Origin of the sequence: Methanobrevibacter sp. TLL-48-HuF1 (assembly GCF_023617305.1) — an archaeon.
Classification (GTDB): Archaea; Methanobacteriota; Methanobacteria; order Methanobacteriales; family Methanobacteriaceae; genus Methanocatella; species Methanocatella intestini.
On sequence record NZ_CP081485.1, the window covers coordinates 1,043,121 to 1,057,731 of the forward strand.

16 protein-coding genes are annotated in these 14,611 nt (G+C 28.1%); 5 read left to right on the forward strand and 11 right to left on the reverse strand.

What is annotated here, in order from left to right; translation table 11 throughout:
- Positions 1-13: 13 nt before the first annotated feature.
- The 6 genes from K4897_RS04920 to K4897_RS04945 all read right to left on the reverse strand — a co-directional run bounded on the left by K4897_RS04920 (position 14) and on the right by K4897_RS04945 (position 6,077).
- Positions 14-1,699, reverse strand: a complete 1,686-nt coding sequence (locus K4897_RS04920) for a transglutaminase family protein (protein WP_019266870.1) — start codon at positions 1,697-1,699, stop codon at positions 14-16.
- A gap of 277 nt (positions 1,700-1,976) precedes the next feature.
- Positions 1,977-3,572, reverse strand: coding sequence for an adhesin (locus K4897_RS04925; RefSeq protein ID WP_019265168.1), 1,596 nt, complete (start codon positions 3,570-3,572; stop codon positions 1,977-1,979).
- Between the two features lie 120 nt (positions 3,573-3,692).
- Positions 3,693-4,181, reverse strand: a complete 489-nt coding sequence (gene cfbA, locus K4897_RS04930) for a sirohydrochlorin nickelochelatase (protein WP_019266869.1) — start codon at positions 4,179-4,181, stop codon at positions 3,693-3,695.
- A 40-nt stretch (positions 4,182-4,221) separates the two neighbouring features.
- The gene (cfbA, locus tag K4897_RS04935; RefSeq protein ID WP_019265166.1) at positions 4,222-5,142 is read right to left on the reverse strand and encodes a sirohydrochlorin nickelochelatase; all 921 of its coding nucleotides are present in this window, start codon (positions 5,140-5,142) and stop codon (positions 4,222-4,224) included.
- Positions 5,114-5,512 (reverse strand): Zn-ribbon domain-containing OB-fold protein, encoded by a 399-nt coding sequence (locus K4897_RS04940; protein ID WP_004032642.1) that lies wholly within the window; start codon positions 5,510-5,512, stop codon positions 5,114-5,116. Before K4897_RS04940 ends, cfbA (K4897_RS04935) begins: the two co-directional genes overlap by 29 nt.
- A 118-nt stretch (positions 5,513-5,630) precedes the next feature.
- Positions 5,631-6,077, reverse strand: coding sequence for a DUF4143 domain-containing protein (locus tag K4897_RS04945; protein WP_250415657.1), 447 nt, complete (start codon positions 6,075-6,077; stop codon positions 5,631-5,633).
- Between the two features lie 213 nt (positions 6,078-6,290).
- On the opposite strand from K4897_RS04945, the gene K4897_RS04950 reads away from it, so the two are divergent.
- Positions 6,291-7,232, forward strand: coding sequence for a hypothetical protein (locus tag K4897_RS04950; protein ID WP_250415658.1), 942 nt, complete (start codon positions 6,291-6,293; stop codon positions 7,230-7,232).
- The gene (locus K4897_RS04955) at positions 7,232-8,098 is read left to right on the forward strand and encodes a hypothetical protein (RefSeq protein ID WP_019268443.1); all 867 of its coding nucleotides are present in this window, start codon (positions 7,232-7,234) and stop codon (positions 8,096-8,098) included. The genes K4897_RS04950 and K4897_RS04955 overlap by 1 nt, the downstream gene beginning before the upstream one ends.
- On the opposite strand, the gene K4897_RS04960 is transcribed toward K4897_RS04955, so the two are convergent.
- From K4897_RS04960 to K4897_RS04975, 4 genes are read right to left on the reverse strand one after another with little or no spacing between them, the layout of a single operon-like run.
- Positions 8,095-9,348, reverse strand: a complete 1,254-nt coding sequence (locus K4897_RS04960; RefSeq protein ID WP_019266866.1) for a magnesium transporter — start codon at positions 9,346-9,348, stop codon at positions 8,095-8,097. The two genes, K4897_RS04955 and K4897_RS04960, sit on opposite strands and share 4 nt — an antisense overlap.
- A gap of 54 nt (positions 9,349-9,402) precedes the next feature.
- On the reverse strand, positions 9,403-10,005 hold the full coding sequence (locus K4897_RS04965) for a potassium channel family protein (RefSeq protein ID WP_019265162.1): 603 nt from the start codon (positions 10,003-10,005) through the stop codon (positions 9,403-9,405).
- A gap of 11 nt (positions 10,006-10,016) precedes the next feature.
- The gene (gene cobJ / locus K4897_RS04970) at positions 10,017-11,093 is read right to left on the reverse strand and encodes a precorrin-3B C(17)-methyltransferase (protein WP_019265161.1); all 1,077 of its coding nucleotides are present in this window, start codon (positions 11,091-11,093) and stop codon (positions 10,017-10,019) included.
- Positions 11,094-11,102: 9 nt separating this feature from the next.
- Entirely contained in the window at positions 11,103-11,597 is a 495-nt protein-coding gene (locus K4897_RS04975; protein WP_019265160.1) for a hypothetical protein, read from the reverse strand.
- Positions 11,598-11,779: 182 nt separating this feature from the next.
- Between K4897_RS04975 and K4897_RS04980 the strand changes: the two genes are divergently transcribed.
- Together K4897_RS04980 and K4897_RS04985 are read left to right on the forward strand one after the other, a co-directional pair.
- Positions 11,780-13,417: a DNA-directed DNA polymerase II small subunit gene (locus tag K4897_RS04980; protein ID WP_019265159.1), complete on the forward strand. Its 1,638-nt coding sequence runs from the start codon at positions 11,780-11,782 to the stop codon at positions 13,415-13,417.
- Positions 13,418-13,468: 51 nt separating this feature from the next.
- Entirely contained in the window at positions 13,469-14,056 is a 588-nt protein-coding gene (locus K4897_RS04985; protein WP_019266863.1) for a class II aldolase/adducin family protein, read from the forward strand.
- Here the strand turns inward: K4897_RS04985 and K4897_RS04990 are convergent.
- Positions 14,048-14,239, reverse strand: coding sequence for a hypothetical protein (locus K4897_RS04990; protein WP_019265870.1), 192 nt, complete (start codon positions 14,237-14,239; stop codon positions 14,048-14,050). The genes K4897_RS04985 and K4897_RS04990 overlap by 9 nt on opposite strands.
- Before the next feature lie 117 nt (positions 14,240-14,356).
- Here K4897_RS04990 and K4897_RS04995 point away from each other — a divergent pair, with 117 nt between their 5' ends.
- On the forward strand, positions 14,357-14,605 hold the full coding sequence (locus tag K4897_RS04995) for a UPF0147 family protein (RefSeq protein WP_019265156.1): 249 nt from the start codon (positions 14,357-14,359) through the stop codon (positions 14,603-14,605).
- Positions 14,606-14,611: the final 6 nt, after the last annotated feature.

A 14,611-nucleotide genomic window follows, 5' to 3' on the forward strand; every position in this document is an offset into this window, starting at 1 on the left:
AAAAAAGTATAATTTAAGAAACAATTACACCATATTGTTTATTTGAATATGATGCACCATGTTCCCAATCCCCAAATAAAAGAGTATTAGTTACTTCTGAAACAATCCATGTATTATCAAAACAAACTTGTGCCCATGCATGACCCTCAGTAGATGAAGGAAAATTATCACCTAAAACATAACGAACAGGAATATTAACTGCCCTTAATAATGTTACAAAAGCAGAAGTTTTATCAAGACAATTTCCAGCATATCTAAGCAAACTTTCTTTTCCCCCATATTTATGATTACCATAATTTTCATAATTTATCATATACACATAATGATGAATTGCCATTGTTTTTTCTAAATCATCATTACATGATGCAGTTAATGTACTAGCTAATTTTTGAATATATGCACTAGTATAATTATCATATACATTATAATATGTTTTATAATAATATAATGGTATGTTTGATCCACCATTTGAATCTGAAGAAGAATATTTATTAGATGTACTTTTTTCAATACCTATGTATGTATCAGCAACTCCTGTAGCTCTATAAACAGAATCTCCCTCAAAAACAAAAGTAATTACAGTATTAAGAAAACTAGTACCAAATAGGTTAAAATAAGCTATACCTTCATTATTTGTAGTACTAGATATTAAATTATAATTATCCAAAAATAATTTTATATTTTTGTTTGAAATTGGATTTCCATTTACATCAGATAGTTTAATTGAAATTTCACCAGATTCTTGAATTGTATAATTTAAACGTGAAATTGTTGTTTTAATTAAATTATTACCATCATTTTTTACCGTTAAACTCACTGTTTGCTTAGCTAAAGAACTATATCCTTTTTCTTCATTATCATACCAATAATCAACACTATATATTCCAGGATTAAGATTAATATTTAAATTTGCAATGCCCTGGCTATTAGAATTTTTTGAATAAGTAACACCATTTATTTTAATTTTAACTACTTTATTTCCGACTGGGACTTTAAATTGATCAATTAGTTTTACCCTAAATCCTTCGTCACTAACACCTTTATTAACCACATTTGTTAAATAATATAAATTAACACTTTTTTGTATAACTTTCATATTAAAGGATAATGAAGATGATAAAAAATTACCATAGCCTGAAAAATAGCAGTTAACTGAATACGGTGTTGAACGTGCCAATAAATTTATATTTATAGAAGCAATTCCGTTTTCATCAAAATATTTAGTATATGAAACACCATTTAAAGTGATAGTTATTGGTTGATTATTTAATATCACTCTTCCACTTGATGTTAAAAGATACAAATTAAGCTGTTCTGTTTGATAAATAGTTGTAGTGTATGTTTTAATAGTAATTGGAAGATTATTTGAATTTGTTATAGATATATCATCTCCTTTAATTACTGTTTTAAAAATATTTGTATTATTAGTTCCATTTCCAATAGTAATATTTTTAATATTGATATTATACTCTTCAGTTATATTGCTAGTATCTTCAATAAAATCAGAATTAACCTTTTTTAAATCAAAATTATTTTCTATTTTATTAGTGTCCTGTACTTCTAAATCTTCATATAAACTCTGATTACTTTTAAAATTAGCATTATCTATTTCAGAAAATGATGAATCTGTAGCTGATACAAAAGATACAGAACTAACTAAAACTAAAATAAATAATACAATGACATACTTAAAATTCATGTAAACACTTATAATTATTTTAACTTAAATATATGCTAAATAGACATTAGGTAAACTTACAATCTAACTACCATATAATAATCATGTATATAAAAGTAGAATATATTTTTTTCTAATTAATTTTATGAAAATTAAAGTATAGTTAATAAGAGGCTTTAGAATAACTTTTAATGAAATTAAGAAAAAATATACTAAAAGAAATTTTATTATCGAATATATTAAAAATTTTTAATATATAGTTAAAAAAAGTAAAAATTGTGGGAAAAATCCCACTTAATTAAGCTGTAACCTTAAGAGTACTATGTACCTGAATATTTTGATACCAATTACTGTTTTGGATAGCAGTGATTAATTGATAAGATCCAGCAGGTAATCCTATTTTAATTTTAGCAATACCTTCATTATCAGAATATGCACCATATGCAGTTCCATTGTAGACAAATATAACTAAGTGATTTACAATAGGATTGTTAGATTTTTTATCTGTAATTTTAACTTTGTAGTAATCTCCTTTTTTAACTGTAGGAGTTAAAATAGATATTGAAGCTGTTAATTTATTTACAACAATTTTAGTTGAAACAAATGAATCATTCCAGTAAGAAGTACATACATAATTACCTGGGTTTAATCTAATACCTAAATAAGCAATACCATTTGCATCAGTGGTTTTAGTATATATTACACCATTAATATTTATTTTAACAGTTTGGTTAGCTAAAGCTTTTCCTTGTCCATCTACTACTTTAACTGTGTAATTTTTACCAGCCTGATAATCCATAGTCATGTCTTTTGCAATAAGTTTAGGTAAAACAATTACTTTGTTTGAGTTTTCTTCCCCATTACTTGGATTGTAAACAGTTATAGTATAATTACCTGGAAGTAACCAAATATTTAGTCTAACAGTACCGTTTTCATCAGTGGTTTTGTTATAGAAAACACCATTAATGTTTAATCTAACAGTTTTATTAGCTACAGGAGTACCGTTACTATCTACAATAACTGCAGAATAATGAGTATCATTTCTGTAGTATTTTGTAACGTCAGTTCCATTAATAGTAGATAAAACAGTAACATTACATGCTTTTGCTTCATTATTAATTGGATTATAAGCAGTTAATATGTATTTACCAGGATATAACCAAATGTTTAATCTAGCAGTACCATTTGCATCAGTAGGTTTAGTATAGAAAACACCATTAATATTAAATTTAACAGTTTTATTAGCTAAAACATTGCCTTGACCATCTACAAAAGTAGCATAATAATGAGTGCCATTTCTATATAATTTAACAACATTAGCTGTATTAATTGTTGAAATAACAGTTACATTATTTTTAACTGATTCATTAGTAGCTAAATTTTTAGATTCTATAACATAGCTACCTGGTGCAAGATTAATACCAATATCAGCAGCACCGTTTTTATCAGTGGTTTTATTATAAGCTACACCATTAATAACAAAGGTAATGTTTTGATTAGCTAATGCTTTTCCGTTTTCATCTAAGAAAATAGCAGAAAATTTAGTACCATTTTTATAGAATAATGAAATATCCTCAGAAATTATAGTACTATTTTTTTCAGGAGTTGAGGAATTAGTTCCATTGCCACCAGCAGTTCCATTATCGCCAGTGGAAGTATTAGTAGAAGGAGCAGGTACATCCCCACCAGTACTTGAATTTTGATTAACATCATCTGAAACAGTAGGTTCAGATGCGCTAATTACATCTGTAAAACTTTGTTCTGATACAATAACATTATTAGCATCATTTATAGCAACAGTATCATCACCATCAACAGATTCAGCACTTACAGCTGAAAAAGATAAAGCTGCTAATAATATTAAAGTAAATAAAAATATTTTATTAAACTTCATAATATCACAAAAAATATCATTATTTTTTCAATAATGTAATATAAATTATACATTTTATAATATATAAATGTTTAATATGAAAAGTAGTTCACCACCACCAAAGTGGTGATGATTAAGGAATTATAAATTTTGAGATACTCTGTCTTTTATAATTTCATATAATCGAGTATCAATACCTAAAGGGTCAGCTAAAACGATTTCACCATCAAAATCAAATGCTTCTTCGTGATCGTGATCATGGTCATGGTCATGATGGTGGTGGTGATGATGATGTCCATGATCATGGTCATGATGTTCCCCGGATATTTCAGATTCATCAAAATCATTTTCAATTCCTAATAATTTTGGAATATCTCTTCTTGTATGAAGTCCATGAGCTACAAATACAGGGACAACAATGATTTTTTCCAAATCGTTTCCATTAGTTAATTTATTAATACTTTGAGGAATATTAGGTTCCCTCATTTCCATAAATCCATATTCAACAATAGCTTCAGGGAATTCTTCTTTATACATTTGTGTATATGCTTCAATTACTTTTTCACCTTGGTCTAACCTACTACCATGACTTAAAAGTAAAATTCCAGTTTTAGATAAATCACTAGTCATTATAATCACATAAAAAATTAAATTAAAAAATATGAAAAATCTATAAAGCTTTTTCCATATTTTTTACTAAAATATCAATTAAAATATTATCTGAACCAATAGGTTCCGGATATAAAATTTCCCCTTCAAAATCAATTGCTTCCAAATCATGATGATGGTGATGATGATGCTCATGACCATGTTCATGACTATGTGAATGTGAATGGGAATCAGCCTCTTTTAAACCCAAAATAGTTGGAATATCAGAAGTTGTATGAACTCCAGGAGCTATAAACACCGGTACAACAACTAATCTGTCAATTTCATTCTCATTAATAAGCTTGTTAATAGAAGTCGGAATGTTAGGTTCTACAAGTTCCATAAATCCAAAATTAGATGGATATTCAGTAGTTTCGCTAAATTTCCTATAGACTTCACTTATAAACTCTTTATTATATTTTAATCTGCTTCCATGAGAAACTAATAAAATTCCTGTTTTAGCATCACCATTTAACTCAGAGTCAGCTAATGCTTCATTAATTCTTTTATTGATAACTTCTAAAAGATCATCATCTGGGCCAATAGCTGGTAATAACTCAATATCTCCATTAAAATCAACATCGTCAGCAATAGATAAATAATGGTCATCAGGATAATTACCATCAGGGCATCTAGGATCAGTTTCCAGTGGACTTAATCCTAAAAGAGTTGGAATATCAATATTGGTATGAATTCCAGGAGCTAAAAATACAGGAATAGCTATTATTTTTTCAAGTTCTGGAACTTCTTTTTTTAAATTTTCAACAGCTCCAGAAATGGAAGGTTGGGCTACTTTCATATAACCTACTTCCGTAGCAAATCCAGTAGCCTTGTTAAATTTATCTTTAATCTCATTAAATGTAGTTTCTGCAAAAGGGAGACTACTTCCATGGCTTACTAATAGAATTGCAATTTTATTTTGTAACTCTAAATTTGAAACCATAGGAGATTACTCCGTCCTCACCATCTTCTCTAATTTTTCTGAAGACCATTTCAACAGGGTCTCCAATTTCAAGATTGTCAACATCACAGTCAACAAGTTGTGCAGTTAATTTAGCTCCTTCTTCTAACTCAATTACAGCAACAGCATAAGGTGCTACTTTTTTAAAGTCGTCTGGAGCTGACCTAATTACAGAGTAAGTAAATATTTTTCCTTTACCACTGAATTGGAAAGGTTCAAGATCTCCTTTCCTCCTACAATTAGGACAAACTACACGAGATGGGAAGAATAATTCTCCACAAGTGTTACATTTGGAACCTATAAGATTATATCTTTGTTGTATATGACGCCATGTTCTAACAGTATCTGACATACAAATCCTCCATTAATTTAAAAAATTTTTTTATTACAGTATAGTATCTACACAATAATATAAAAAAGTATTTTTTTTAATACTTAAAACTGAAAATTTAGAGATAATGTAATACTAATTAAAAATTTTCTGATTTTAAAAAATCAATTATATTAAGATGAATTATCCCATTAGCTGAAAAGTCAAATGAATCCATTGATATAACATACTTCGGATAGCTGTCAGATATTTTCTCTAATGGTTTAAACTCTCTTTTTCTAGTATTTTCATCTAAAATAGATTGAGATACCTGAATGTATTTTATCTGATTAGCCCTCCTGCAAACAAAATCTACTTCCAAATCTTGGATTTTTCCTATTGTTATTGAATATCCTTGTCTTATTAATTCTAAAAACACGATATTTTCTAATAACTGACCCCAATTCCTTTGAGTGAACCCATTAAAAATAAAATAAAATCCAGGATCAACAAGATAATATTTATCAGATATTAATAGCTTCTTTTTTTGTTTAATATTTTCACGTTTAATTTGATACAAAATAAAAGCATTTCTTGCATAATCCATATAATTAATTATTGTATGAGGAGTTGTTTTACGATTTTCAGTTTTGTAAAACAAGAAAAATTATTATATCTAATTGTTTGTGAAATTAAGTTATTTTTCAAAATAAAATCTGTTAGATATGTTTTATAATTCCCATTAAAAAACACATTTTCACTTTTTCACATTGGTGCACTTGAAAAAGTAATTTATAAATTGGAAGTTAAATTTCAAGTGATGAAATATTTAAAAATAGACTCTAAAGGAAATATAATAACTGGAACAACTGTGATTTTAATTGCTTCTCTAATATTAATTCTAATTTTTGTTTTAACAAGTATATATACTTTAGAAAATGAAAATACTGATTCAATAGCTAATGATAATCTCAAATATATTGTTAATGATTATAATAGAAATTTAGAGGTTTTATCTCGTGATTCAATAGCTGAAGTTACAGAAGAAGTTTATCACGGAAAACATATTTTCAATTCTGAAAGAGAAATTAAAAAAGTTTTAAATAAAAAATTAGATGATAAAAACAAGGAATATGAAAAAAAATATGGTGTTTCAATATCTTCTGATGTCATATCTATCAAAAACACAGATGATCCTATTAATTTAGAAGTTACAACACATTTAACGCTTTCAAAAAATAAAGACAAATTTTCAGGTAATTTAAAAAGTATAACATCTGTTGAAGGCTTAAAAGACCCCCTGCCCTATGCTATTTTAACTCCCTATAGTGGAATTTGGCATGATGATAAAAAAATTCATTATGGAGCTACTTTAACTGCCTATCTAACTGCACATGGCATTGACAAACCTGAAGGCTATTTAGGTGCAACCAGTCCCTTAACAATAAAGAAATGCCCATATGATCCATATATTCATCACGGTGACGGAAATACTCTGCAAAACTGCTTAAAAAATGGTTATTTCCACGAAAGTGCTGACGGCAGCTGTTATTTATGTAGACTTGAAGGAAAAGGAATCTGCCCGCACTACGGATTTGAAGTTTTTATTGTTCCACACTGTGTAGGTGTTGAATATTCTGTTTCAGGTTCAGATCATGTTGTATTTCATGACAGATATCCGGGACATAAAATAAATCCTGAAAATCCAACTGAGCTATTTTTAGATGTTGCTCATAGAACCAAGTATGGAGTATTGGTATAATGAATGAAAAGGGAAGTATTTCAACTGAAATATTAGTTGTGTTAGTTGTTATTTTATTAATAATTGGTATAACAGCTAAATTCAGTGAAATTACATTAGATAAACTAGCTACATCAGCAGAAAATGAAAATATTGAATTACTGCTTTCTCAAAGTGCTGATAATTTAATTAATAATCTTGGAACTCCAAACTGGGAAAAATATTTACTAGGTACGCCAGGATTAGCTATTTCAAATGAAAATGAAGCTATTATTCCAAACAGTATTTCTTATGATAAATTTTTAATTTTAGGTAAAAATTATAAGAAATTGGTTGATAAGAATATTTTTGATTCAAAAATTAAAACTTCAATGGAAATCATACCTAAAGAGAGCAGCATTTCAAGTGTAAAAATTGGTTCGCAGGATGATGGGAAAAATGTTTACAGTGTAAATAGAATGATTAAATGTGATTTTTATAAAAAATATGTTGTAAAAGACTTTCAAACAAAAGGAAAATGTAATCATAATCACAAAGATGACTATAGCTGCAATTATTTCAAGATATATAGAAGTTATTTAAGAAGCAATGATTATTATCTGTTAATTGACAAAGATTCAACAGATAACTTAAGATGGAGTATGGACAATACAAAAATAAAATTACCTGCTTTAGAAAGTGTTACAAGTAATAAAATATATTTAAACAATAGAATAAACTTAGAATTTCCAATAACAGATTTTAGTTCAATAATGTTTATCCATTTCAATAAAAAAGATGTTAAAGCTCTTTTAGTTTGTGTTCCAAAAGATTTTGATAAATCAAAACTGGATTATGATTATTTTAGAACAAATAATTGTGAATTTATCTTAAAGGGATGGTATTAGATAAAAATGGCCCCAGTAATAACTAATGACACTGAAATAAGTATTAAACTAGATATTGAATCTGTAACACTTGTTGAAATTGGAATTAATATATTATCTGGGTCATATCCTCTATTATATGAAAGAATAGAAATATAATAAACTAAAATTAACATAATTGGAATTAAAATAAAACCTGCAATTGAACTGATTAATATTATTTTATCAAAGCCTATACCAACTACTTTTAATAAAACTGATGAAGATTCTGCAAGAATTCCTATAAATGGATACATTACAAGCATCAATAATATTATAATTGCAAAATTATGTATGGATTCACCTTCAGGTCTTTTAAGAGGTTCTATAAGACCAGAATGTATACCGGAAGATAGTCTTGCTGATAAAATACTTACTAAACCACCACTTTCTCCTGAAAATAAAGGCACTAATGTAAGTAAGCTTGGATTTGTAAGTAAAGTTTCAAGTGAACTGTTAAGAATTCCTCCTGCAGATACTCCTAAAACAGAACAGATTAGTAAAACTGGTGTAGATTGCCTTATAATTATTCTATTTTCCTCTGAATAATTATAACAGTACACAAAACTAAATAATACAAGTGGAATTATTATCATAAAGACTATTAACTCTAAATATACAACTGATTTTAGAGCAGAAATTATAAAAATAGCTACTACAATAGCAGGTAATGTAAATAAATCACCAACAGCAGCAACTAATGGAGTTGTAACATTATCTGGATCCCAGCCACGTTCAAAACTTCTAAATGAAATGAACATAGTAACTGGAAGCATTATAGCTATGGAAATTATTCCAGCTATTAGACTAATTAGAATAAAATCTACAATATCCATTGATGGAAATCCAAATATTACACAGATAACTTTAGCAATAATAGCTAAAAATAAAGATAAAAATAAAGTTAACACAAATGAAGAGAAAATATTATTAATTAACTCTTCAGAATGGTTAAATTTAGGATCTATTATACCAATATGTAATGCAGTAGATAATCTAGAGGCAAAAGAACCAAAAATATTTCCTCTCATTCCTATAGCTCCAGGAATAAGAACTAATAATCCCGGAAAAGTTTCAAGAAAAATATTCATTTTTCCAAGAATTACACCTGCAATTAAATCACCACAGGCACAAATTAATAAAGCTATAAGACTTTCTTTTAAAATATTATCATGTTCTTTTAAAAATGATGAAAAGGTAGAATAAGGATGTCGAATCATCTTCTGTTTCATAAATATCACTACCCCTCCTCATTTTTAACCACTTGTTTATTCAAATAAAAATAATTAATCTTCGTCTTCTTCTAATTCATCAGAAATATCTTCTAGAGAACATGCTCCAGATGCAAGTTTTTCTAAAAGATCTGCACCGGCTTCAGTACCTTTTAAAAGTAAAGTATCATCTGGAAGTATCAATGTATTTTTATCCGGACCATATATCCAGGAATCTCCACGTCTAATAGCTATAACTCTCATTCCGGTACGATTTACTAAAAGCAATTCCCCTAAAGTTTTATTAGCTAAATCTGAATCCAATTCTACAGAAACTCTAACAATCATCTTATCAGATTCAGACATGACCATTTTAAATACAGGATGTGGTTTGAATCCTGTAATTACCAAATCAGCTAAATCTTTAGCAGCATTAGCTATACTTTCAGCAGCCTCAGCCACTTCAAGTAATGCAGTTAATTTCTCAGCATCCTCATAAGAACGTGCTGCAACTAGCGATTCTTTTTTAATTTCATAATTCATTGAATTTACTTTATTTTCAAGTTTCAAAACTTCTTCAGCTGCATCTTTACTATTAAATAAAACAGCAGAATAAGCTAAATCAACCATCAATTCCGACATATTTTTCATTTCAATTAAAATATTTTTAATTGACATTCTTATTACCTCTAAAGATCATATGGATTATTTTTTAATAAACAAGCTCTTCTAAGTTTTAATAACATTTTTTTCTTAGTTTTTAAATCATCTGTTTCCTCTAAAAGTTCTTCTAAAGGTTTTCTTAAGCAATCTACAGCTTCCTTTTCATGAACCCACATGCATTCTTTACAATTCCAAACATTTTTACCTTTTATCCATTGTCCACCAGTTGAACTGTCTCCACATGGGTAAAACGGACAGTAACAAAAATCACAGTACTGGCCGTCATAATGACACGGATAAAACTCACATTCCCTATTTGGTCCGTGAGAAATTTCTCCATTTAAAAACTTCTCATAATGATCATGAGAAAGAGGATGTATTTTAGACTTAATCACATATCCTCTTGGAGTAATTAACTTATCTTCTTGTATGTAAGTTAAATCATTTCCAACAATTAAAGTACAAGACATGTTGACCATATCTTCAGTCAAATCCTTAATTTTGACAATAGTCTCTTTTGCAGGTTCATAAGTACTATCTACAATTCCGATTAATGCATTTTCACCCTTAATTTTTAAAACCGTCTTTACAAACCTTCTAAAAGGTTCTTTACGTGTTTTACTAATAGGATTGTAAATTGCTATAACTAAATTAGCTTTTAGGGCAAATTCTAATTTTTTTTCTATTTCAGATAAAGGAGTTAAAATATTACTTAAACTAATATTTGCATAATCATTTAAAGGAGCTCCAAGTTTATCTGCTGCATAATTAGCTGCAGATACACCAGGATAAATTTTAACTTCAATATCCTCATCATACTTGCTAATTATTTGGTACAAAACATTTGCCATTCCAAAGACACCAGGATCTCCGGAACTTATTAATGAAACTGTTTGACCAGCTAAACTTTTATCAATAGCTAGTTGAGCCCTATCTATTTCATCACCCATTCCTTTTTTTATAATTTCTTTATCAGAAACCAAATCAGAAATTTGAGCTACATACTTTTTGTATCCCACAATAACATCAGATTCTTCAATAGCTCTAATGGCTCCTAAAGTCATGTTCTCTCTATTTTGGCCAATTCCAATTACATTAATCATATAACCAGCTCAGTATAATTTTAAAATAGACTGTATAGTGATAGAATCAACATCAACAACTAAATTTCCACTCTTAAATGTTGCATTACCCTCAGCTACAATCTTATATGACGGGTCCTGACTAATTACAATTTGTGAAGAATTGGAAGATGGTGATGCATAACCTAAAGCTTCAATAGTTACATTTAACTCTTCATTATCTTTGTCATCATAAGTTGTGACATTCATTGAATCTACATTAACTCCATCTACCTTTGATAAATCCTCCAGTGATTGAGCCACATCCTTTTTATTAGTGATGTTTACAACACTTGGATCTTTAACTAAAACATTATTAACATTCTCAGAATTAAAAATGCCTGTGATTTCTGAAATCTGCATATCTATTAATCCTTGAATGTCAGGAGCTTCTGCAGCAACTATAGTATATGAACTAAAGAGCCCTATTTCAAAAAATACTACAAATAGTACAACGACTAGTATTATTCTAAGTGCTTTTGCCATTTTATCACATTACTTTTTATCCCTGTATAAAACAGAAATATTAATGATTTAACTATATTTCTAATGTATAATAAAAGTAACTACTAAATTTAATTAATAGAAAAAAATTTTTAATAAACGTGAAAATTCAAAGTTCAAATTCTCAAAGTTTATTAATATAGAAAATAAAAATTTTAATTAATATGACTAATAAAATTTTATTAAAATTTGCAAAAAAGGGAATTAATCTATCACCAGAGGCTTATAAAAAAGTTATTGAAGCAGAAAATCCTCTAGATTTTACATCTTCATTAATTGTTAAATTAAAAGGAGGTGATTTTAAATCTAAAGATTTAGTTTCAGTTAGCGGTCAAACTGTTGATGAAATAATGGAAAATAGCACAATTGAAAAATCAACTACAAGACCTCAATTAACACAAAAGGAAACTAAAAAACCTACTCCAGAACCTAAACCTAAAGAAAAACCTAAAAAAACAGCCAGTATTAGTGATTTTAAAAAAGAATCTGATGTTAAAGAAAAATATGTTAATAAAGAAAATGCAGAAGCTTTAGAAACAGTTGAAAACAAAAAAATCAAATTTAAAAGGAATTTAACCAAAACCAATGTTGAATATGACTTTAAAATCATACAGGATACAAGTAAAAAATCATACACCAGCGGAGAACTTGAAAACTTAATTGCTTATTTCCAAAGCAGATATGAAAAACTAGCTAATATTTTAGTTAAAAGACCAGAACTTAAAAATTACACAAAAGTAGCAGATATTGAAGAAGGTCAAAGCAATTTAAGTCTTATTTTAATGGTTAGGGAAATCAGATCCACTAAAAATGGCCATAAACTTATTGAATTTGAAGATGATACTGGAACTATTCCTATATTATTCTCAAATAAAAATGAGGAAGTCTTTAAAGAAGCTGAAAAGCTAGTTAAAGATGAAGTTATTGGTGTTCTCGCTGATAAAAATGGTGATTTAGCTATTGGAAATGAAATCATAAATCCTGGAGTTATGAGAATACCTAAAAAAGAAATGGATTTCAGTATTGTATTTTTATCTGATGTTCACATTGGAAGTTTAACCTTTTTAGAAGATGCATTTACCAGATTTATAGATTGGATAAACTGTGAATTCGGAAATGAAGAACAGGTAAAAATAGCTGAAAGTGTTAAATATCTTGTTATTGGTGGAGATATTGTAGATGGTATTGGTGTATATCCAAATCAGGAAAAAGAACTAGCTATTAAAGATATTACTCAGCAATACAATGAAGCTGCCAGATTCTTAGGAAACATTAGAAGTGACATTAAAATAATTATTGCTCCGGGAAACCACGATGCATCAAGAGTAGCAGAACCTCAGCCTGCAGTACCTGAAGAGTATGCAAAAGCTTTATATGAACTTGATAATGTAGAATTCATAAGTAATCCTGGTGTTGTATCTTTAGACGGTATTAATGTCTTAATTTATCACGGACGTAGTTTTGATGATTTAGTAATGGCGGTTAAAGAGTTTACTCATGAGAAAAATGATTTATTAATGGAAGAATTACTTAAAAAAAGACATTTAGCTCCAATTTATGGAGAAAGAACTCCTCTTGCTTCAGAACTTGAAGACTACTTAGTAATTGATGAAGTTCCTGATGTCTTCCATACAGGACATGTTCATATTAATACTCATAAAAAATTCAATGGCATTCATTTAATTAACTCCGGAACATTTCAGACTCAAACAGAATTCCAGAAAATTTATAATATTGAACCAACCCCTGCTGAAGTTCCCGTACTTTACAAAGGGCAATATAAATGTTTAAAGTTCATTTAAAAATTTTTATAAATAATAACAACTTAAATAATATTAAGTTTAGGTGAAAAAATGGAAAAAAATATTGAAGAAATTATTAATGTTTCAGATTATCTTTATAACAATAAACTTGTTGCCGGAAAAGCTGGAAATGTTAGTGCTAGATTTAAAGGTGAAGATGGTGATGTGATTGCTATTACACCTACTTTAAAATCATTATATGGTTTAAATGAAGAAGATATTGTATTAGTGGATTTAGAAGGTAATTTATTAACAAAAGGCAAACCTTCTTCTGAAGTTGATCTTCATTTAGAAATTTATAAAAAAAGAAGCGACGTAAATGGAATTGTCCATACTCATTCACCATATGCAACAGGATTTGCATTTTCTTCAAAAAGAATTAAAAGACACGAAGGTTTCGGAGCTATTAATACACCATTTTTAGAAGACATTGAATATGAAACTCCTGGAAGTATGAAACTAGCTAAAAATGCTTCAAACGCTATCGGTGACGAAGATGTTTTAATATTAAAACAGCATGGTGTTTTATGTGTTGGTGACAGTTTAAAAGAAGCTACTTTACTTGCAACTTTCGTTGAAGAAACAGCTAAAACACAGTTTATAACTTATATGTTAAATTCAACTGAAGATTTAATATGAATCTTCTTGTGAAGATTCACTTTCTTTTCCAGAATCAACATAATCAGTTATAATATCTAAAATTAAACCAGATAAAGAAGTATCTTTATCAATAGCTATTTTTTTTAATTCTTTTTTCAAATCTACGGGCATATTTATAGTTGTTTTACTTATATCTGACATAATTATATAATTGTTTATCATATTTTATATACTTTTTTCTAAAATGAAATTTACCAAAAAATATTTAAAGATTAATATAATAATATAAGTTTAACATACTGATTTTTTAAATATATATTATTTTGGAGGGGAAATTTTATGTCTAATCAAACAATCGATGAAGTATCAGAAATATTAGAATATATTATGGAGAACAATTCAGTTCCACGTAACATAAGAGAAGCAGCACAGGAATCCAACACTTTATTAAAAGATGAATCCCAGGATCAATCTGTAAAAATAAGTACTGTTTTAACTAAGTTAGATGAAATTAGTAATGATCCTAACATACCGGTTCATGCAAGAACTTTAATATGGGAAGTTCTTTCCAAATTAGAATCTATCTAATTTTTT

Bases quoted from the DNA above. Each gene is read 5' to 3' on its own strand.
- K4897_RS04955 (WP_019268443.1), top strand. From the start codon at position 7,232: ATGAATGAAAAGGGAAGTATTTCAACTGAAATATTAGTTGTGTTAGTT.
- K4897_RS04980 (WP_019265159.1), top strand. From the start codon at position 11,780: ATGACTAATAAAATTTTATTAAAATTTGCAAAAAAGGGAATTAATCTA.
- K4897_RS04965 (WP_019265162.1), bottom strand. From the start codon at position 10,005: ATGTCAATTAAAAATATTTTAATTGAAATGAAAAATATGTCGGAATTG.
- K4897_RS04960 (WP_019266866.1), bottom strand. From the start codon at position 9,348: ATGAAACAGAAGATGATTCGACATCCTTATTCTACCTTTTCATCATTT.
- K4897_RS04920 (WP_019266870.1), bottom strand. From the start codon at position 1,699: ATGAATTTTAAGTATGTCATTGTATTATTTATTTTAGTTTTAGTTAGT.
- K4897_RS04975 (WP_019265160.1), bottom strand. From the start codon at position 11,597: ATGGCAAAAGCACTTAGAATAATACTAGTCGTTGTACTATTTGTAGTA.
- K4897_RS04945 (WP_250415657.1), bottom strand. From the start codon at position 6,077: ATGGATTATGCAAGAAATGCTTTTATTTTGTATCAAATTAAACGTGAA.
- cfbA (WP_019266869.1), bottom strand. From the start codon at position 4,181: ATGACTAGTGATTTATCTAAAACTGGAATTTTACTTTTAAGTCATGGT.
- cfbA (WP_019265166.1), bottom strand. From the start codon at position 5,142: ATGGTTTCAAATTTAGAGTTACAAAATAAAATTGCAATTCTATTAGTA.
- K4897_RS04925 (WP_019265168.1), bottom strand. From the start codon at position 3,572: ATGAAGTTTAATAAAATATTTTTATTTACTTTAATATTATTAGCAGCT.
- K4897_RS04950 (WP_250415658.1), top strand. From the start codon at position 6,291: ATGAAATATTTAAAAATAGACTCTAAAGGAAATATAATAACTGGAACA.
- cobJ (WP_019265161.1), bottom strand. From the start codon at position 11,093: ATGATTAATGTAATTGGAATTGGCCAAAATAGAGAGAACATGACTTTA.
- K4897_RS04940 (WP_004032642.1), bottom strand. From the start codon at position 5,512: ATGTCAGATACTGTTAGAACATGGCGTCATATACAACAAAGATATAAT.
- K4897_RS04990 (WP_019265870.1), bottom strand. From the start codon at position 14,239: ATGATAAACAATTATATAATTATGTCAGATATAAGTAAAACAACTATA.
- K4897_RS04985 (WP_019266863.1), top strand. From the start codon at position 13,469: ATGGAAAAAAATATTGAAGAAATTATTAATGTTTCAGATTATCTTTAT.
- K4897_RS04995 (WP_019265156.1), top strand. From the start codon at position 14,357: ATGTCTAATCAAACAATCGATGAAGTATCAGAAATATTAGAATATATT.